This window comes from Nevskia sp. (assembly GCF_021732705.1).
Classification (GTDB): domain Bacteria; phylum Pseudomonadota; class Gammaproteobacteria; order Nevskiales; family Nevskiaceae; genus Nevskia.
In genome coordinates this window covers 72,600-90,923 of sequence record NZ_JAKFUM010000011.1, presented here as the reverse complement: position 1 = coordinate 90,923, position 18,324 = coordinate 72,600, and the positions used below count along the sequence as shown (strand labels likewise).

Annotated in this window: 17 protein-coding genes and 1 tRNA gene; 6 read left to right on the top strand and 12 right to left on the bottom strand. The window is 66.2% G+C overall.

Annotated elements, in window-relative coordinates:
* Positions 1 to 110: 110 nt before the first annotated feature.
* Together nikR and QZ951_RS14390 are read right to left on the bottom strand one after the other, a co-directional pair.
* Positions 111 to 566, bottom strand: a complete 456-nt coding sequence (gene nikR / locus QZ951_RS14395; RefSeq protein WP_293001704.1) for a nickel-responsive transcriptional regulator NikR — start codon at positions 564 to 566, stop codon at positions 111 to 113.
* Positions 567 to 626: 60 nt separating this feature from the next.
* The gene (locus QZ951_RS14390; protein WP_293001702.1) at positions 627 to 1,994 is read right to left on the bottom strand and encodes a pyridoxal-phosphate dependent enzyme; all 1,368 of its coding nucleotides are present in this window, start codon (positions 1,992 to 1,994) and stop codon (positions 627 to 629) included.
* A gap of 128 nt (positions 1,995 to 2,122) precedes the next feature.
* On the opposite strand from QZ951_RS14390, the gene orn reads away from it, so the two are divergent.
* Positions 2,123 to 2,668: an oligoribonuclease gene (gene orn, locus QZ951_RS14385; RefSeq protein ID WP_293001700.1), complete on the top strand. Its 546-nt coding sequence runs from the start codon at positions 2,123 to 2,125 to the stop codon at positions 2,666 to 2,668.
* 171 nt (positions 2,669 to 2,839) lie between these two features.
* Here the strand turns inward: orn and QZ951_RS14380 are convergent, their stop codons facing one another.
* Together QZ951_RS14380 and QZ951_RS14375 are read right to left on the bottom strand one after the other, a co-directional pair.
* Positions 2,840 to 2,971, bottom strand: coding sequence for a hypothetical protein (locus QZ951_RS14380; RefSeq protein WP_293001698.1), 132 nt, complete (start codon positions 2,969 to 2,971; stop codon positions 2,840 to 2,842).
* Between the two features lie 245 nt (positions 2,972 to 3,216).
* A complete protein-coding gene (locus QZ951_RS14375; RefSeq protein ID WP_293001696.1) occupies positions 3,217 to 5,469 on the bottom strand; it encodes a S8 family serine peptidase in 2,253 nt (750 codons plus the stop codon).
* Positions 5,470 to 5,710: 241 nt separating this feature from the next.
* On the opposite strand from QZ951_RS14375, the gene QZ951_RS14370 reads away from it, so the two are divergent.
* A tRNA-Ala gene (locus QZ951_RS14370) sits at positions 5,711 to 5,786 on the top strand.
* A gap of 99 nt (positions 5,787 to 5,885) precedes the next feature.
* Here QZ951_RS14370 and QZ951_RS14365 read toward each other — a convergent pair.
* The 3 genes from QZ951_RS14365 to QZ951_RS14355 are packed head-to-tail and all read right to left on the bottom strand — an operon-like array spanning position 5,886 to position 7,887.
* Positions 5,886 to 6,077, bottom strand: a complete 192-nt coding sequence (locus tag QZ951_RS14365) for a DUF1272 domain-containing protein (RefSeq protein ID WP_293001693.1) — start codon at positions 6,075 to 6,077, stop codon at positions 5,886 to 5,888.
* 26 nt (positions 6,078 to 6,103) lie between these two features.
* Entirely contained in the window at positions 6,104 to 6,865 is a 762-nt protein-coding gene (locus tag QZ951_RS14360) for an alpha/beta hydrolase (RefSeq protein WP_293001691.1), read from the bottom strand.
* On the bottom strand, positions 6,862 to 7,887 hold the full coding sequence (locus QZ951_RS14355; RefSeq protein WP_293001689.1) for a M14 family zinc carboxypeptidase: 1,026 nt from the start codon (positions 7,885 to 7,887) through the stop codon (positions 6,862 to 6,864). Before QZ951_RS14355 ends, QZ951_RS14360 begins: the two co-directional genes overlap by 4 nt.
* A 216-nt stretch (positions 7,888 to 8,103) precedes the next feature.
* On the opposite strand from QZ951_RS14355, the gene QZ951_RS14350 reads away from it, so the two are divergent.
* On the top strand, positions 8,104 to 8,244 hold the full coding sequence (locus QZ951_RS14350) for a hypothetical protein (RefSeq protein WP_293001687.1): 141 nt from the start codon (positions 8,104 to 8,106) through the stop codon (positions 8,242 to 8,244).
* A 50-nt stretch (positions 8,245 to 8,294) separates the two neighbouring features.
* Here QZ951_RS14350 and QZ951_RS14345 read toward each other — a convergent pair whose 3' ends face one another.
* On the bottom strand, positions 8,295 to 8,912 hold the full coding sequence (locus QZ951_RS14345) for an ABC transporter substrate-binding protein (RefSeq protein ID WP_293001685.1): 618 nt from the start codon (positions 8,910 to 8,912) through the stop codon (positions 8,295 to 8,297).
* A 134-nt stretch (positions 8,913 to 9,046) separates the two neighbouring features.
* Here QZ951_RS14345 and QZ951_RS14340 point away from each other — a divergent pair, with 134 nt between their 5' ends.
* From QZ951_RS14340 to QZ951_RS14330, 3 genes are all read left to right on the top strand, one after another.
* Positions 9,047 to 11,665: an MMPL family transporter gene (locus tag QZ951_RS14340; protein WP_293001683.1), complete on the top strand. Its 2,619-nt coding sequence runs from the start codon at positions 9,047 to 9,049 to the stop codon at positions 11,663 to 11,665.
* 34 nt (positions 11,666 to 11,699) lie between these two features.
* Positions 11,700 to 12,242 (top strand): molybdenum cofactor biosynthesis protein B, encoded by a 543-nt coding sequence (gene moaB / locus QZ951_RS14335; protein ID WP_293001681.1) that lies wholly within the window; start codon positions 11,700 to 11,702, stop codon positions 12,240 to 12,242.
* Between the two features lie 182 nt (positions 12,243 to 12,424).
* Positions 12,425 to 13,789, top strand: coding sequence for a hypothetical protein (locus QZ951_RS14330; RefSeq protein ID WP_293001679.1), 1,365 nt, complete (start codon positions 12,425 to 12,427; stop codon positions 13,787 to 13,789).
* 10 nt (positions 13,790 to 13,799) lie between these two features.
* On the opposite strand, the gene QZ951_RS14325 is transcribed toward QZ951_RS14330, so the two are convergent.
* From QZ951_RS14325 to QZ951_RS14310, 4 genes are all read right to left on the bottom strand, one after another.
* The gene (locus QZ951_RS14325) at positions 13,800 to 14,027 is read right to left on the bottom strand and encodes a formate dehydrogenase subunit delta (protein ID WP_293001677.1); all 228 of its coding nucleotides are present in this window, start codon (positions 14,025 to 14,027) and stop codon (positions 13,800 to 13,802) included.
* Entirely contained in the window at positions 14,024 to 14,908 is an 885-nt protein-coding gene (gene fdhD, locus QZ951_RS14320) for a formate dehydrogenase accessory sulfurtransferase FdhD (protein WP_293001675.1), read from the bottom strand. The genes QZ951_RS14325 and fdhD overlap by 4 nt, the downstream gene beginning before the upstream one ends.
* Positions 14,883 to 17,819, bottom strand: a complete 2,937-nt coding sequence (gene fdhF, locus QZ951_RS14315) for a formate dehydrogenase subunit alpha (RefSeq protein ID WP_293001673.1) — start codon at positions 17,817 to 17,819, stop codon at positions 14,883 to 14,885. The genes fdhD and fdhF overlap by 26 nt, the downstream gene beginning before the upstream one ends.
* A gap of 109 nt (positions 17,820 to 17,928) precedes the next feature.
* A complete protein-coding gene (locus tag QZ951_RS14310; RefSeq protein WP_293001671.1) occupies positions 17,929 to 18,306 on the bottom strand; it encodes a GxxExxY protein in 378 nt (125 codons plus the stop codon).
* Positions 18,307 to 18,324 lie beyond the last annotated feature (18 nt).

Below are 18,324 nucleotides of genomic sequence, written 5' to 3'. Positions count from 1 at the left end.
GTCGTCGCGGCCGTGGGATAAAGGCTGCGAGTGTTTTCTCCGATGAAAGTTTTGGCCGCCCTCGAGGCGGCTTTCTTTTTGTCCGCCGTGTTCGAATCCGGCGGTCGGCGCTAGCTGGTCGGGCTCACGTGCATGTGCGGCTCGCCCATCACGCGCGAGATTTCCAGCGCCACCGGCACCAGATGCAGATAGCCGTGACGCACGCCGCGTTCGGCGATCAGCGATTCGCCGAACTCGCGGACCCGTTGCAGCGGCCCGCGCAGCGCCATGGTTTCCAGGCAATTGTCGTGGTCGAGATGGACGTGCATCGTCGCCATGCTCAGGCCATGGTGATCGTGCTGGTTCTCGGCCAGACGGCTGGCAAGCTGACGCTCGTGATGGTTGTAGACGTACGACACCGTCGCCACGCAGTGACTGGCGCGGCCGTCGTCGATCCGCTCATTCTCAAGCCGGCCGCGCAGCAGGTCGCGGAACGCTTCCGAGCGATTCTCGTAGCCGTGGCGCTCGGCCCACTGGTCGAACTGGTCGGCGAGGTTGTCGTCGAGAGACAGGGTGATTCTGCGCATGGAAAGTCCTTGAGATGGCCCGAGGCTGGTCCGAAGCCGGCCCGGAGATTGGCGTGGTGATCAGAGCTGCTGGCGCAGATAGTTCAGCAGATCGATCTTCGTGATCAAGCCGATGAAGCGGCCATCGGCACCGGCCACGACCGCCACGTGGTCGCGCTGGAACACGGCGACCAGATCGGCGATCGGCGCGTCCGGGCGGATCGTCTCGACCTTCGCCACCATCGCCGTCGACACCGGGTCGCTGAAGCGCGCCGGATCGGCCTGGACATGCAGCAGCAGGTCGGATTCATCGACGATGCCGACCACTGCTTCGCCGGCCATCACCGGAATCTGCGAGACGTCGAACAGCTTCATCCGGCGATAGGCGAGCAGCAGCGAATCGGTCGCGGCTAGGGTGACGGTGCCGCCTTCCTGGTAACGCCGCAAGATCAGGTCGATCAGGTTGCCGTGCTTCGGACGCGGCAGCAGTTCCTGCTCGAACATCCAGTAGTCGTTGTACATCTTGGTCAGGTACTTGTTGCCCGAGTCGCAGATGAAGGTCACCACGCGCTTCGGCGACGTCTGGTCGCGGCAGTAGCGCAGGGCAGCCGCCACCAGCGTGCCGGCCGACGAGCCGCCGAGGATGCCTTCCTTGGCCAGCACTTCGCGCGCGGTCAGGAAGCTTTCGGCGTCGGTGATCGAATAGGCCTTCTTCGCGTACTTCAGCTCGCAGTTCGGCGGAATGAAGTCCTCGCCGATGCCTTCGACCAGCCACGATCCCGGCGTGATCGTTTCGTTGCGCTCGATCAGCGGTTCGAGGATCGAGCCCTTCGGATCGGCCAGCACCATCTCCAGATGCGGCGCGACGCGGGCGAAATAGCGTCCGAGCCCGGTCAGGGTGCCACCGGAGCCGACGCCGACGACCACGGCATCGCACATCTGCTGGGTCTGGGCCCAGATTTCCGGGCCGGTGGTCGACTCGTGCGCCAGCGGGTTCGCCGGATTGGCGAACTGGTTGACGTAGAAACTGTTCGGAATCTCGCGGCTCAGTCGCTCGGCGATGTCCTGGTAGTACTCCGGGTGGCCCTTGCCGACATCGCTGCGCGTGATGTGCGTGACCGCGCCGAGCGCGCGCAGATGCAGGATCTTCTCCTGCGCCATCTTGTCCGGAATCACCAGGATGATCTTGTAGCCCTTCTGGGCTGCCACCAGCGCAAGACCCAGGCCGGTGTTGCCGGCGGTCGCTTCGATCAGGGTGCCGCCGGGCTGGATCAGGCCCTGCTTCTCGGCCGCTTCGATCATCGACAGGCCGATGCGGTCCTTGATCGAACCGGTCGGGTTCTGGTTTTCCAGCTTGACGAACAGCCGGCACAGGCCGGTATCGAGATTTTTCAGCTCCACCAGCGGCGTATGGCCGATGGTGTTCAACACGTTGCCGTCGCGGGCCATGAGACCCTCCGAAATGGTGCAAAAGGGAAGTTGGGCGGAGAGTAGCACGCAGGTTTTGGCCCGCTGCTTGATGCCGGTCGCCCGGCTGCGGCCGCGAAAATCGGGCGCTCCCTGCTAGGCTTCGCGCCATGAACAACCCTGATCTGAACCTGATCTGGATCGACTGCGAGATGACCGGTCTGATCCCCGACGAACACCGCATCATCGAGATCGCCACCCTCGTGACCGACAGCGATCTGAACCTGCTGGCCGAAGGCCCGGTCATCGCCGTGCACCAGCCCGAGCACGAACTGGCCAAGATGGACGACTGGAACGTGCGGCAGCACGGCCAGTCCGGCCTCACTGCACGCGTGCGCGCCAGCACCATCGGCGAGGCCGAAGCGGAAGCGCTGACGATCGAGTTCCTGCGGCAGTGGGTGACGCCGGGCAAGTCGCCGATCTGCGGCAATTCGATCTGTCAGGACCGGCGCTTTCTCGCGCGCGGCATGCCGAAGCTCGAACGCTACTTCCACTACCGCAATCTCGACGTCAGCACGCTGAAGGAACTGTGCGTGCGCTGGTCGCCACAGGTGGCGCGGGGCTTCACCAAGGAATCGACGCATCTGGCGCTGGACGACATCCGCGATTCGGTGGCCGAACTGCGCTACTACCGCGAGCACTTCATTCGCGTGTGACCGCGGGCTGCGCCGCATTCCGGCGGCACGAACGGAAAAGGCGCGATCGGTGATCGCGCCTTTTCCGTTGTTAGCGTCCAGACTCGTGGAAGCCGTAGCCGCGAGCACCTTTGCCAAGAGCGCTCGGCTCGAAGACGCGAACCGGCAGCGCGCCGCGCCGGCGCGGCTCGATCAACTGGTGCGGCGGCGGCCTGGCTTGTCGTCGAGGAAATCGTCGAAGTCTTCGCCGATCAGCTTCTTCAGTTCTCGATCTTCGCGAAAGCGCTCGACGTCGCGCCAGTCGCGCGACTTGGCGGCGGTCACTGGGTTGCCCTTGGCGTCGACGTTCGGGACGTCGTCGTCGAAGCCCTCGGACTCTTCCGCGAACTCGTCGAACGGCTTGGGCTGCGGCTACGCTTTCTTGGCGGGTCTGCCTGCCATACCTGCGGTGTCTCCGTGTCGATCGGGGGTGCTGTTCGGGCGCGTTTTATCAGGCTTTCGCAAGGCGTGGAAGCCCCCACGACCACTGCGGCCGCGGATCAGGCGCGCGCCTTCGGCGAGACCTGCCGTCAGCCGTGAGTCAGCGGGCGCCGAACAAGCTTGGCGCGGCGATTTCGCCGCCGCATCAGTGCGCCAGCGAACAGTCCGGTCAGGCTCCACAGCCCGAGTGCGCCGCCGCCGCCATTGCTGCCGCCGTTGGCGGGCGGGGCCGCGGCATCGAGCGATGCGCGCAGGGTGTAGGTCGCATTCGGCGCGCGATCGAAATTGACCACGGTGACGTAATAGGTCCCGACGCGCGGTGTGGCGATGGTCACCGATTCGTTGCCATTGGTACGCGCCGCGCCCTGCTGCGTGGCCGGCACGTTGATGAAGTAGAACGGCGCCGGGTTGGTGTCGGTCGGCGGCGATGGGTCGGCGGCCAGTTCAATGTCGTATTGCGCCGGTTCGCCGTAACGCACGAAGAAATCGATGTCGTTGCTGCCGGTGGTCGCGAACGTCAGGCTGCCGCCGTTGGCCGGCAGGCTGGTGACATCGAAGGTCCAGGTATGGAATTCGTCGTACAGGTTGCTGTTGTTGGCGCCGGTCTGGATCGTCTGCGTCACCGTCTGACCGTTGCTCAGGCGGCCGATCTCGAGGATGAAGCTGCGCGTCGCCGTGTAGCCGCCATCGGCGGTGATCGCCAGCGTGAAATTGACGTACTGGTGGCCGGTGGTCGTCGCTGGCACCGTCACGTTGAAACGCCCGGTGATGGCCCCCTGCGGCGCGATGTTGCCGAAAGTCACCGCACCACTGTTGACGGTGACGCCGCCGCCTGATGCGCTCAGCCGCGCCTGCACGTTGGCCGCCGCGAGCCACAGGTTCTCCAGCGTGACGGCGATGTTCGTGGTCTCGCCCGGGTCCAGCGCGCGGTTGCCGTTGTCCTCGACCAGCACCGGAATGTAGACCGGCACATCGATCGTGCCGCTGCTGAACTGCAACTGGTAGCGGCTGCTCTGCAGCGGGCGGATGACGATCGACGGCCGCGGCGTCAGATTCAGCGCGGTATTCGCATCGACCCGGCCGCCGGCCGTGCGCAGGTTGACCGGGCTGTTCGGGTCTACGCCGGCCGAGCCGCTTTCAATGAGTCTTGCGCGGATTTCGCTGACCGTGACGGTCGGTATGTAGTCGCGGATCAGCGCGGCGATGCCGGCCACGTACGGCGCCGAGAACGAGGTGCCGCTGATGCCGGTGGTGGTGTAGCCGCCATTGATCGTCGTCGTGACGATCTGCAGGCCCGGTGCGGCCACCGGCACCGTGACCGAGCCATAGCTGGAGAAGCTGGCGATGCCGTCCTGGCGGTTGGTGGCAGCGACGGCGATGACGTTCGGCAGCCGGTAGTTCGCCGGGTACGAAGCCCCGGAGATGTCGATGTTCGAATCCTGATTGCCGGCCGAGGCGACGAGCAGCACGCCGGCATCGTTCAGGGCCGAGACGGCATCGAATTCGGTGCGCGTGTAGGTCGGCCCGCCGAAGCTGGCGTTGACGATGGTCGCGCCGTTGTTGCGCGCGAATTCCAGCGCGCGGACTTCGCTGGCGGTGTCGAAGCCGAAGCGCAGCGGCATGATCCGCTCGTTCCACGCGGTGCCAGCCACGCCGATGCCGTTGTTGCCGACCGCCGCCGCGCTGCCGGCCACCGCCGTGCCGTGCGACTGGCTGCTGGTATTCGGATTCGGGTTGCTGTCGTTGTCGGCGAAATCGAAGCCCGGCACGAGGTTGCCGACGAGATCGGGATGCGAAGTCTGGACGGCGTCGTCGACAATCGCGATCACGACGCGGCCGCGACCGGTGCGATCGGCGGTGCCGTCATTGTTCGCGTCCCAGGCATTGATCATGTTCAGGTCGCCGCCGGGAATGCCGGCCGGGCCGCCGCTGACGAAGTTCGGCTGCCCGGTGTTGCGCAGACCCCATTGCTGCGGAAATTGCGGATCGTTCGGAATCACGGCATCGGGAAAGCGCAGGAAGTTCGGCTCCGCGTACTCGACCGCCGGGTCCGCCGACAGCATCGCGATCGCGCCCGGCACATCCATCGCCGACGGCAGGACGAGATGGTCCATCCGGCCATCGAGCAAGGTCTGCTTGGCGACGAAGCCGTGCGCGTCCTTGAGCGCGCTCGCAGCCGGCGCGGATGCGCGGGCGCGGTACTTCACCAGCACTTCGCCGGGGCGATACCAGCGGGCATCGGTCGCCGACGATGCGGCGGATGATCCCGATGGCGCGATGGCCCATGCCGGCGGCGTCGCGGCGAGTACCAGCAACAGCACGGACAAGGGCTTGCGATTCATGGGGGGCTCGGTCGGAACGCGAAGGGAAAGGCGCTTGATCGCGATCATCGGCCAAGCGCTTGGCCGTGCGCCAGTCAGGGTCGGGACGTGGCGACCGAGCGGCGGCCGACGGCGGTGCGAACGGCCTCGAAAAAGTTGCGCCGCGACATGGCAACACTGTTAAACTGCGCGCCGTCGAGCAGGGCCCGGTCAATGCACCGTCCGCCGTGGATCGACGTCGAGGCAGCAGCAGGTTTCACGTGGGGACGTAGCTCAGCTGGGAGAGCGCGTCGTTCGCAATGACGAGGTCGTCGGTTCGATCCCGATCGTCTCCACCAAACCTTTCGCCTCGACCGTGCCGGCAGGCTGCCGGCACCGTGTGACAGCTCCGCTTTCCATCCCGACGAAGCCCTGTGGCTCGCTGGCGCGTGGACAGGTCAGTCCGCGCGTTCTGGCGCCATCACCCGTGTCGGTCGTGCCAGCAGCACGCCGCTGCAGTTCGGACAGGTGTGTTGCATGCGCGCGGCGCATGCCGGGCAGAACGTGCATTCATACGAGCAGATGAACGCTGCGGCCAGCAGGGGCAGCGGTGCGGCGCAGGCTTCGCAAGCAGGTTTCATCAGCAGCATCGTCAATCCTCCGCGCGTGATCCCGGTTACAGCCAGTTGCGGATGCTGGCCGCCACCCAGTGTCCGTCGTCGAGCGGCAGATCGTGACCGGCTTCGGGATGCACGCGCAACGGGCAGCCCCAGCGCTCGGCCAGACGGCGCGAGCAGCGGCTGTCGACCAGTTCGTCCTTCGCGCCGTTCAGGATCAGCACCCGGGTATCGGGGCAGCGCTTCGGTGCCCGATAGGCTGCGGCGGCCAGCAACTGCCGCAGCGCGTTGCTGCGTGATACCGGATCGGACTCGCGCCACGCGGTCCATTGGTCGAGCAAGGCTTGCGGCGCTCGCTCGGGCCGCCGCGCAAGCTGCGTGGTCAAGTCGAGGATCATCGCTTCGATGGCGCGCGGCGCCGGTGGCCGCAGCGCGATTTCCAGCACGCGCGGCCAGACCTTCGGCCGCAGGCGCCAGTGCGGCGGGCTGAACGGGCGCAGGCTGGTGTTGATCAGCACGCAGGCGTCGATGTCCTGCGGATGGCGATCAGCCCATGAGGTGGCCGCCATCGCGCCGAGCGACATCGCCAGCAGCCGATACGGCGGCTTCAGGCCGCGACGCAGCAGGTCGGCGCGGGCATCGTCGGCCATTGCCTCGATCGTGCGCGCGCTGCGCTCGCGATGGCGCGTGCCGTTGCCGGCGAAGTCCAGGCATTCGATCCGAGTGTCGGGTATCAAGTCTCGGAAAACGTGAGGAAATTCGCCCCAGTGGCGCTGATCGCGCATCAGGCCACGCAGGAACACCCAGGTCGGCGCGCTCATCGCGGCTTCTCGCGATACCAGCGGCTGATCGCGGCATCACGATGGCGCGCCAGATCGTCGTCCGACGACGGCAGCCAGCGCAGGTGACTGCTGGCGGCGCGGGCGAGGAAATCGAGCAGGGCGATGTGGCGGCGCATCACGCGATGGTGCCGGTGATCGAGGATCGGGTTGAAAATGCCGAGCCGCGTGAACATCTGCCGCGGGTTCTTCTTGATCCACATCCACGAACCCATTTCGAGCGTCAGCGGCAGGAACACGCGATCGCGCGCCTGCTCGGCCTTGCGGTAGAGGTAGTCCCAGATGTCGCCATGCGTGAGGTACTGGCGGCTCTGGGGCTCGAACAGGTAGACGTGATGGTTGTGCGTCTGCTCGAAGATGGTCTTCAGCGCATGGATTTCCGGCAGATGCCGGATCGGCGTGGCGGTGTGCGCGTACGGAAACCAGATGCGGTCCTGCGTGCCGAAGCCGGAATGGCAGTCGACCGCCAGGCTGAAGCGCCGGCTCAGCAGTTCGGCCTCGACGAACGCGCACAGCGCACGGCTTTCGATTTCCATCGGCGCGCCGGCCTCGCCGCGGAACCACGGCAGGCCGCGGCTGATGCGCTGGCCGCCGATCAGGAAGGGCACCTTCTCGACCGCTTCCATCGGCGCGTTGCGCATCAGATCGACGCCGCGCGGATTGGCGCGGGTGCCGAGCAGCAGCCCGCCCGGATTGACCAGCGGCATGAACACCAGCCGGACCTTCTGCAACTGCGCGTGCAGCACGCTGTCCCAGGCCAGCCGCTTGACCAGACTGCCGAGGAAGGCGATCACGACGTCGGCGCCGATCCGCTCCAACCCGTGCACGCCGCCGAAGAAACCGACGGCGGGGACTTCCGGATCGGGATTGCCGAGCGTCAGCGCATGGATCGGCAACCGGTGCCGTCCGGCCTGGACCTGACCCACGACCTGCGTCTGCAGGAGTGGCTGCCCCTCGTCGATCAGCGCTTCGAGCGCGGCAAGTTGCGGCAAGTCAGGGGACATCGCGGAGCGCGTGCGAATTCGGTCAGGGGAGTCGGCAGGCCATGAGCATATAAACGAAATATGTCAGCGCATCGACGGTGGCGACAGCCCGGCGTCGGCGGCTGTCACCGGGCTGCCATCGTCCTGTCACCGAAGCGCCGTAAGGTTCGCGGCGCTGACGCGAAGCCGCTGCAGGATTCGTTCCGTCAGCGAACGAACACCATCGGAGACCGTCCCATGAACCGAATCGCACAGATGTTCAGCTCCCCGCCGGTCGTCATCGGCGGCCTGCTGTTGCTCGGCGTGCTCGAATTCGTCGCGCTGCAGCGCTCGCAGCGCGCGTCGCGGCAGGACCTGGAGGCGCTGGAATCGGCCTGAAGCCGGTCGGCTGACCGTCTCGGCCGGCCAGCGATCGACGCCGGCCGCGATCAGCAGCCGGCCTTGTTGGCTTCGGTCTGCTGCTTGATCTGCTTGATCAGGCCATCGAAGCCGCTGGCCTTGTAGATTTTGTCGTATTGGCTGGCGCGGATCGCCAGATCGCTGACCCCATCGGCGACGACGTTGATGATCCGCCAGCCCTTGCCCGACTCGGGCACTTCCCGCAGCACGTAGTCGAAGTTGACCGGCGCGCCGCTGCCCGGTGTCAGCTTGGCATTGACCAGACGCGTGCCATCGGCCAGATCCTTGGTCTCGCGGGTTTCGAACTTCTCGCCGCCGAACTTCGCGAACTGGCTGGCGTAGGTCGCCAGCACCAGTTCCCGGAACGTCGCGATGAACTGCGCGCGCTGTTCCTCGCTCAGATCCTTCCACTGCCGGCGCAGCACGCGCTGCGCGAGGAACGGCAGATCGAAGTCGGCATCCACGGCCGCACCGACCTTTTCCGCGCGCCCGCCGCATTTCAGCGTGGCACCGGCCTTCATGTTGTCGATCAGCACGGCGTGGAACGAGGTGACGGTCTCGGCCGGGGTGGTCGTGGCGGCGGACGCGCTGAACGCGGCGCCGGCAGAGAAGGCGAGGGCGAGCAGGGATACGAAAGGCTTCGGCATCGGCGACAATGGAGGGATCATTCCGGGTGGGATGCGAGTGCGGCGGTCTGCAGCGGCGATCAGCGACTGCCATCCGCCTCTCATCGACCCCGGTCCTCACATCAAGTTCAGACTAGCACAGGGGTTTGCGGCGGATGAGTCGATTTTTGGCAGCGCTGGTGGATGCCGCGCAACGCCGCGCAGTCTGGGTGGTGATCATCGCCGTGCTGGCCGGGGCGGGGCTTGCGAAGTACACGGCCACGCATCTGTCGATCGATACCGACACGCAGAACCTGCTGTCGGCCAAGCTGCCGTGGCGGCAGGCCGAGATCGAGATGGACCGGCAGTTCCCGAAGCTCGGGTACACGCTGGTCGTGGTCATCGAAGGCGGCATTCCGGAAGTGCTCGACGAGGCGCAGGCGCGGCTGGTGGAGACCCTGCGCAAGCGCACCGATGTCTACGACGAAGTGTTCGCGATCGAGACCGAAAGCTATTTCCGCCGCAACGGGCTGATGTTCCTCGAGCCGGACGCGCTGCAGAAGCTCGCCGACGACGTGACCACCGCGCAGCCGTTCCTCGGCGCGCTCGACCAGGACCCGAGCCTGCGCGGCCTGTTCACCCTGCTCGGCCGGGCGCTGAACGCGCCCGAAGGCACGGATTTCGACCTGTCGCCGGCGTTCACCAAGATTGCCGCCAGTGTCGACGGCAGCGTGAAGGGCGAGGACCAGCCGCTGAGCTGGCAGGGCCTGATCGGCGATTCCGCCAGCGGCCTCGGCGGCAGCCGGCGCTTCATCGAACTCGGCGCCAAGCTCGATTTCAAGCAACTGCTGCCGGCGCAGGCGCCGGTGCAGGGTGTGCGCGACGCTGTTCGTGATCTGAAGCTGGCCGAGCGCGGCGTCCGCGTGCGCCTGACCGGCACCGTCGCGATGGAGCACGAGGAAATCCAGACCGCGTTCTCCGGTGCCGGCATCGCCGCGTTCCTGGCACTGTGCGTCTCGGCCTTCCTGTTGTGGTTCGCGCTGCGTTCGGTGCGTCTGGTGCTGGCCACGGTGATCTCGCTGGCCTACGGGCTGCTGCTGACGACGGCGTTCGCGGCAATCAGCATCGGGCACCTGAACCTGATTTCGGTGGCGTTCGGCGTGCTGTACATCGGGCTCGGCCTCGATTACGCGCTGTACCTGTGCATGCAGTACCGCGAACGGCTCGGGCAGGGCCTGCCGGTGAAGGGCGCGCTCGGCATTTCGGCGGCGGACGTCGGCGGCTACATGACGGTGTGTGCGGCGACGACCTCGCTCGGCTTCTTCGCCTTCATTCCGACCGATTTCGTCGGCATCGGCGAGCTCGGCATCATTTCCGGGGCCGGCATGATCATCAGTCTGCTGGTGACGGTGACCCTGCTGCCGGCGCTGATCGAGCTGTTCGCGCCAGATCCGAAGAAGCTTGCGTGGCAACCGGTCATCGGCAATCGCCTGTCGGCCGTGCTGGCCTGGCCGTTCGCGCACGCCAAGCCGATCTGGATCGTCTCCGGCGTACTGATCGTCGGTTCGCTGCTGCTGGTGCCGGGCGCGCGTTTCGACAGCGATCCGCTGAATCTGCGTGATCCGAAGTCCGAAGCGATCATGACCTTCCGTGACCTGCTGCAGGACCCGGAACTGCCGACCTTGACGCTGTCGACGCTGGTGCCGGACGCCGACACTGCGGCGCGACTGGCAGCCGAGCTGTCGAAGCTCAAGGAAGTGAAGCGGGCCCTGTCGCTGCGCAGCTTCGTGCCGGTGCAACAGGACGAGAAGCTGCCGATCCTCGAAGACCTGCGCTTTGCCCTCGGCCCGCAGCTGGCCGATGCGCCGGCGCCGACCGAACCGGCCGTGCGTGACGACGACTTTGCGACGATCGACGCGATGCGCGTCGGCCTGCCGGCGTATGTCGCGCAGCAGACCGGCGCGCAGGGCGCGGCGGCGAAGGCACTGCAGGCCGCCCTCGATGCCTTCGCGGCGGCGTACACGAAGCGTGATGACGCGGGCAAGGCTGTGCTGCTGGCGCAATTGCGTGCGAACCTGCTCGGCACCCTGCCGGCGCGGCTGGCGGGGCTGAAGGAAGCGCTGAAGGCGAGCGCCGTCGGCGAAGCCGATCTGCCGCCCTCGCTGGTCGATCGCTGGAAGAGCCGGGACGGGCTGTTCCGCGTCGAAGCCGCGCCGAACGAGATCCTCGACAACCCGGATGCCGCCCACCGCTTCATCGATGCCGTGCGCTCGGTGTCGCCCACGGCGATCGGTGCGCCGCTGGCGCAGGATGAGGCCGGCAAGGCGGTCGTGCTCGCGTTCCAGAAGGCCTTCGCATTCTCGTTCGCCGTGATCACGCTGCTGCTGCTGGTGCTGATGCGGTCGATCATCGACACGCTGCTGGTATTGGTGCCGCTGGCGATGGCCGGCCTGCTCACCGTGGCGGCCTCGGTGCTCGCGGGCGTGCCGTTCAACTTCGCGAATGTCATCGCGCTGCCGTTGATCCTCGGCGTCGGCGTCGATTACGGCGTCTACCTCGTGCAGCGCGGACGCGATGCGGCCGATGGCTCGCTGCTGCGCACCGGCACCGCGCGTGCCGTGCTGTTCGGCGCGCTGATCACGATGGTCAACTTCGGCAACCTCGCCTTCGCCAAGCACCCAGGCATGGTCAGCATGGGCCTGCTGCTGACGCTGGGCCTCGCGATGACCCTGCTGTGCGCGCTGGTGCTGCTGCCGAGCCTGCTGGCGCTGCGCTGGCGGCATCTGGCCAAGTGATCACGAGTCCGCCGTTCGACTGGAGGAACACCCGATGAATCTCGGCATCGCCGTGCTGACCGTTTCCGACACCCGCACCCTGGACGACGACAAATCCGGCAACCTGCTGGTCGAGCGCATCGCCCGGGACGGCCATCGCCTGGCCGCGCGCGTGATCCGCAGCGATGATCGCTACGGCATCCGTGCCCAGGTCTCGAACTGGCTGATCGACGAGACCGTCGACGTGATCCTGATCACCGGCGGCACCGGCTTGACCGGCCGCGATCTGGTGCCGGAGGCGGTCAAGCCGCTGCTGGACCGGATCACCGATGGCTTCGGCGAACTGTTCCGGATGCTGTCGTATGCCGACATCGGCACGTCCGCGATCCAGTCGCGGGCGTTCGCCGGCTCGGCCAATGGCCGCCTCGTGTTCTGCCTGCCGGGTTCTCGCGGTGCCTGCGAACTGGCCTGGGACAAGATCATCGGCCTGCAGCTGAGCGCGGCGACGCGACCGTGCAATCTGGTCGACATCATTCCGCGGATGAAGGAATCGCCGGATCGTCCTGCCGGCCCGAAGCGCCCGTCGAACCGGGACTGATCGGGAACGCGGACCACTCCGCTGGCCCGGGCTGACCAGCGCGTCAGCCGACCATCGGCCGGGTTCGGCCGTTGGGTGGTTTCGATGGCGCGCCCGTTCACATCGCGCCTTGCTGCCCGGCATTCTTGCCTCGGGGCCGCGTCGCGAACGCGCTCCGCCATGAATCCGAATCGAGACCAGGAATGTCCGCCAAGCTGCCGCTGCCGTCCGTGTTGCTGCTGTGTCTGTTGCTGTCGGCCTGCGGAGGCGGCAGTCCCGGTTCCGGCGGCACGTCCGGCACCACGAGCGGCGGGACGACCGGAGGCTCGACGACGGGTGGCTCGACCGGTGGCACCAGCACTGGCAGCACGACGGGCGGTTCGACGACGGGCGCAACCAGCGGCGGGTCAACGACCGGCGGCTCGACCGGCGGCGGCAGCACGGGCGGCACGACCGGAGGCTCGACGGGTGGCACCACCGGCGGCACCACGGGCGGAAGCATCGGCACGGGTCCGGCAGCGCGGCTGTCGGCGCGCCTCGGTCGTGCCAATCGCCTGCTGATCGGCCTCGGCGAAGGCAATGATCTGTCGCGGATCAACAGCCAGGCGCTGCGCCCCGACATCTACGATCGCTATCTGACCGGCATCGGTACCGGACAGTGGCCGGAGTACGTGCCCGGCGCGCCGCGCGGCGAGTATGTCAATCAGGTGGCCGCCGCCGCCGACAGCATCGGCGCGATTCCGATGTTCACGCTGTACCAGATGGCCGCGCTCGGCGACGGCAACCTGTCGATTCTCGACAACCGCAACGTGATGACCCAGTACTGGTCACAGACGGTGCTGCTGTTCCAGCGACTGGCAACCTACAACCGGCCGGCGCTGGTCAGTTTCGAGCCGGACTTCTGGGGCTATGTCCAGCAGCAGACCGCTGGCGGCGATCCGACCGCACGCTTCGCCTGGGTCAACATCACGCCGGAATGCGCGACATTGCCGAACGATGTGACGGGCGTCGGCCGCTGTCTGGTCCGCATCGCCCGGCAGTACGCACCGCGAGTCGCGGTCGGCTTTCCGCCGTCGACGTTCGGTGACCCGGTGCAGGCCAATGTCGAAGCGTTCATGAACCGGATTGGCGCGGCGACTGCGGATTTCGTGACGATGCAGACGCTGGATCGGGATGCCGGCTGCTTCGAGGCCGTGCCGCAGCCGAGCTACTGCCAGCGCGTGCGAATCCCGTATTACTGGGACGAGTCGAACCAGACCAGTCCGAACTTCCGGGAGCATTTCGCCGCGGCGCAATCATTCGGACGGGCAATCGGCAATCTGCCGCTGGTGTGGTGGCAGACGCCGATGGGCCAGCCGGCCGCGTCGTCACTCGGCGGCCGTTCCAAGCGCTGGCGCGACAACCGGGTGAACTACTTCCTGACGCACGCAAGTGAATTGGTCGCCGCGGGTGGCATGGCCGTGGTGTTCTCGACCGGCGAACCCAACCAGACCGACATCAGCTCCGATGATGGCCAGTTCCAGCGCCTGTCGAACGCCTATCTGCTGGCACCGGCTGCGCTGCCGTGACGATCTGCGCTCAGCCAACAGCCGCCGTTGCTGAGAGCGTCCGCATCGCTTCGATCACCAGCGGATGCACGTGCTCCTCGCCCTTGGCGATGCAGGCACGAAGCTGCTTCTGCATCCGCGGTTCCCAGAACTTGTCGATGTGATTGGCGACACCGGCCACCGCTTCGGCGTGATCGGGTTCGGCGGCAAAGAAGTCGGCGATGCTGTTCGCCATCTCGCTGAGGTTCTGCGGGTTCATGCAGGCATCTTCTCGTTGTCGGCGGGCAGCACTTCGGGCGTCGCGATCAGGCGCGCACCGCAGGCATAGACCACGTGGTTGTTGTTCCGGGCGAAGCCGACCAGGGTCAGCCCGGCGTCGTCGGCCATGCGCACGGCCAGTGCCGTGGGTGCGGAGATCGCCGCCAGCAGCGGCATCCCGATCGTCGCCGCCTTCAGCACCATCTCGTAGCTCGCGCGCGAGGTGATCACCGCGAAGCCTCGGGCACAGTCGAGGCGTTCGTGGCTCATCGCGCCGATCAGCTTGTCGAGCGCGTTGTGACGGCCGACATCCTCGCGAACCAGCAGCAGCCGGCCGCTGACATCAGCCCAGCCGGCGGCATGGGTGGCACCGGTCACGGCGTTGATCGGCTGGCGCTGACGCAGCGCGTGCAAAGCCTTGTGGAGTGCCGCGGCGTCGATCGGCAGGCCGGCCGGCACATGCGGGGCAGGGCGCATGGCCTCGGCAATGGTTTCCGAGCCGCACAGCCCGCAGCCGCTGCGGCCGACCAGATTGCGGCGGCGGTCGGCCAGCCGTGCGTGGCGGGCCTCGGGAATCCGCAACGCGACTTCGTAACCATTGTCAAGCGCCGTGATGCCGAGCAGCTCAAGGTCCTCGCGACACTCGACGATCGCCTCGCTCAGGCAGAAACCGAGCGCGAAATCGGCGAGGTCGCAGGGGGTCGCCATCATCACCACGTGCGGCGCGCCGTTGACGATCAGCGCCACCGGCACTTCCTCGGCGACGCAGTCCTGCGTCGCCTGTGCGATGCCATCGCTCAGGGTGGCGACCGGCAGCAGCGCGTAGCCGGCTGCCGAGTCGTCGATCAGCGGCGTCCTACTTGGCGACTGCGGCGCCGACATCGCTGGCCTGTTGCAGCAACTGCTGCTGGTTGTCGCTGAACTCGCGATAGCGGCGCTGCCATTCGCTCGGCTGGCTGACCCGCGTCACCTGCACGGCTGTGACCTTGAACTCCGGGCAGTTGGTCGCCCAATCGGAGTTGTCGGTGGTGATGACGTTGGCGCCGCTGAACGGATGATGGAACGTGGTGTAGACGACGCCGGGCTGGACGCGATCGGTGACCTTGGCTCTGAGCACGGTGTTGCCGGAGCGGCTTTCGATGCCGACCCAGTCGCCATCCTTGACACCTCGGGTCTCGGCATCGTGCGGATGGATCTCGAACACGTCCTCGCTGTGCCACTCGCTGTTCGCGGTACGCCGGGTCTGCGCACCGACGTTGTACTGGCTCAAGATGCGGCCGGTGGTCAGGATCAGCGGGAACTTGCCGTTGACCTTCTCGTGCGTCGGCACGTATTCGGTCAGCAGGAAACGACCCTTGCCGCGCACGAACTCGTCGATGTGCATCGTCGGCGTGCCGAGCGGGGCGTCGTCGTTGCACGGCCACTGCACGCTGCCCAGTTCATCGAGCTTCTTGAACGACACGCCCTTGAAGGTCGGCGTCAGGCGCGCGATCTCGTCCATGATTTCGGCCGAGCTCGTGTAGTTCATCGGATAGCCGAGCGCATTGCTGAGCATCTGCGTGGCTTCCCACTCGCCGACACCCGACTTCGGCCGCATCACCTGCCGGACCGGCGAGATGCGCCGCTCGGCGTTGGTGAAGGTGCCGTCCTTTTCGAGGAACGACGAGCCGGGCAGGAACACGTGGGCGAACTTCGCGGTCTCGTTCAGGAACAGGTCCTGGACGACGACGCATTCCATCGCGCTCAGTGCTGCGGTCACATGCTGGGTGTTCGGATCGCTCTGGGCGATGTCCTCGCCGTGGACGTACAGGCCGAGAAATTCACCGTCCAGTGCGGCTTCGAACATGTTCGGGATGCGCAGGCCGGGTTCGTTCGACAGCGACACCTTCCACTCGCCTTCGAACTCGCTTCGTGCCGCGACATCGGACACGTGCCGATAGCCTGGCAGTTCATGCGGGAAGCTGCCCATGTCGCAGGAGCCCTGCACGTTGTTCTGGCCTCTGAGCGGGTTGATGCCCACGCCTTCGCGGCCGACGTTGCCGGTGGCCATCGCCAGGTTGGCGATACCGATCACCATCGTCGAGCCCTGGCTGTGCTCGGTGACGCCGAGGCCGTAGTAGATCGCGCCATTGCCGCCGGTCGCGTACAGGCGTGCCGCACCGCGCACCATCGCCGCCGGCACGCCGGTGACCGCTTCCATCGCTTCCGGCGAGTTGCGGGGCTGGGCGACGAAATCGCGCCATTTGTTGAACGAGCCGACATCGCAGCGCTCGGCGACGTAATCCTCCTTGACCAGCCCTTCGGTGACCACGACGTGGGCGAGCGAATTGATCAGCGCGACATTGGTGCCCGGCAGCAGCTTCAGGTGGTAGTCGGCCTCGATGTGCGGCGTGCGCACCAGATCGATGCCGCGCGGGTCGGCGATGATCAGCTTCGCGCCCTGCCGCAGGCGGCGCTTCATCTGCGATGCGAACACCGGATGGCCGTCGGTCGGGTTGGCGCCGATGACGACGATGACGTCGGACTGCATCACCGAGTCGAAGGTCTGGGTGCCGGCCGACTCGCCGATGGTCTGCTTCAAGCCATAGCCGGTCGGCGAGTGGCAGACGCGGGCGCAGGTGTCGACGTTGTTGTTGCCGAACGCCGCGCGAACCATCTTCTGGACGACGTAGACCTCTTCGTTGGTGCAGCGGCTCGACGTGATCGCGCCGACCGAGCCGCGCCCGGCCTTGGCCTGGATGCGCTTGAATTCGCTCGCCGCGTGGTCGATCGCTTCCTGCCAGCTCACTTCGCGCCACGGGTCGGAAATCTTCGCGCGGATCATTGGCTTGGTGATCCGGTCCTGGTGCGTGGCATAGCCGATGGCGAAGCGGCCCTTGACGCAGGAATGGCCGTGGTTCGCGTGGCCGTCCTTGTTCGGCACCATGCGGACGATCTCTTCGCCCTTCATCTCGGCGCGGAAGCTGCAGCCGACGCCGCAGTAGGCGCAGGTGGTGGTGACGCTGTGCTCGGCCTGGCCCTTGGCGATCAGCGATTTCTCGCTCAAGGTTGCGGTGGGGCAGGCAGCGACGCAGGCGCCGCAGGACACGCACTCCGAGCCCATGAAGTCATCGTTCTGGCTCGGGCTGACCTTGGAGTCGAAGCCGCGACCTTGAATCGTCAGCGCCAGCGTGCCCTGCTGCTCGTCGCAGGCGCGCACGCAGCGTGAGCAGACGATGCACTTGCTCGGATCGAAGGTGAAGTAGGGGTTCGATTCGTCCTTCGCGACGAAGCGCTCGTTGGCCTTGCCGTCCACTTTCGGATGGACATGGTTCTCGCCGTCGTAGCCGTAGCGCACTTCGCGCAGGCCTACAGCACCAGCCATGTCCTGCAGTTCGCAGTGGCCATTGGCCGGGCAGGTCAGGCAGTCCAGCGGGTGATCGGAGATGTACAGCTCCATGACGCCGCGGCGCAGGTCGGCCAGCTTGTCGTTCTGCGTGGTCACCTTCATGCCGTCCGCCACCAAGGTCGTGCACGAGGCCGGATAGCCGCGCATGCCTTCGATCTGCACCAGACACAGGCGACAGGAGCCGAAGGCTTCCAAGGTGTCGGTCGCACAGAGCTTGGGGATGTTGATGTCGGCCAGCGCTGCGGCGCGCATCACCGATGTGCCTTCCGGCACCGTGACCTCGCGGCCGTCGATGCTGAGCGTGATCTGCTTGGCCGGGATTTCGGCAACGGCGGTCTTCTGGCCGACATTGCGCGGCGGGCGCGGCGCGGGGGTGCCGAGATCCTTGTCGATGATCGAGAACATGGCTGCTTACCTCGGGAGACTGATCGCTGCGTAGCGGCGGGAAAAGCAACCGTTAAACGCAAAGGCGCGAAGGGAAAAGAAAGGACGCAAAGTAACGCCTGAGAGGAATTCAGAGCTGATTGACGACGCGGCGGGTGCCGTCGCGGATTGAATCCGCATGGAAGTTGAACAGCAGGCCGAGACGCTTGCCGGAAAGACGGAGGTACGTGAGGACTTGCGCGGAATGAACTGGAGCCAGCGCGGTAACGGCTTTGAGTTCAACGATGACCAAGTCTTCAACGAGAAAGTCGATTCTGTATGCATCACCCAACTCCACACCTTTGTAGCGTGCAGGCAACGCAAGTTGTCGATGAAACTGGAGTCTGCGATCAGTGAATTCGATTGCGAGCGCAGCTTCATAAGCTGATTCGAGCAGCCCAGCGCCGAGCTCGTTATGAACTTCGATGGCCGCACCAATGATGATCTTCGAGCATTCATTTTCATCCACCTTTGCGTCCTTTCTTTT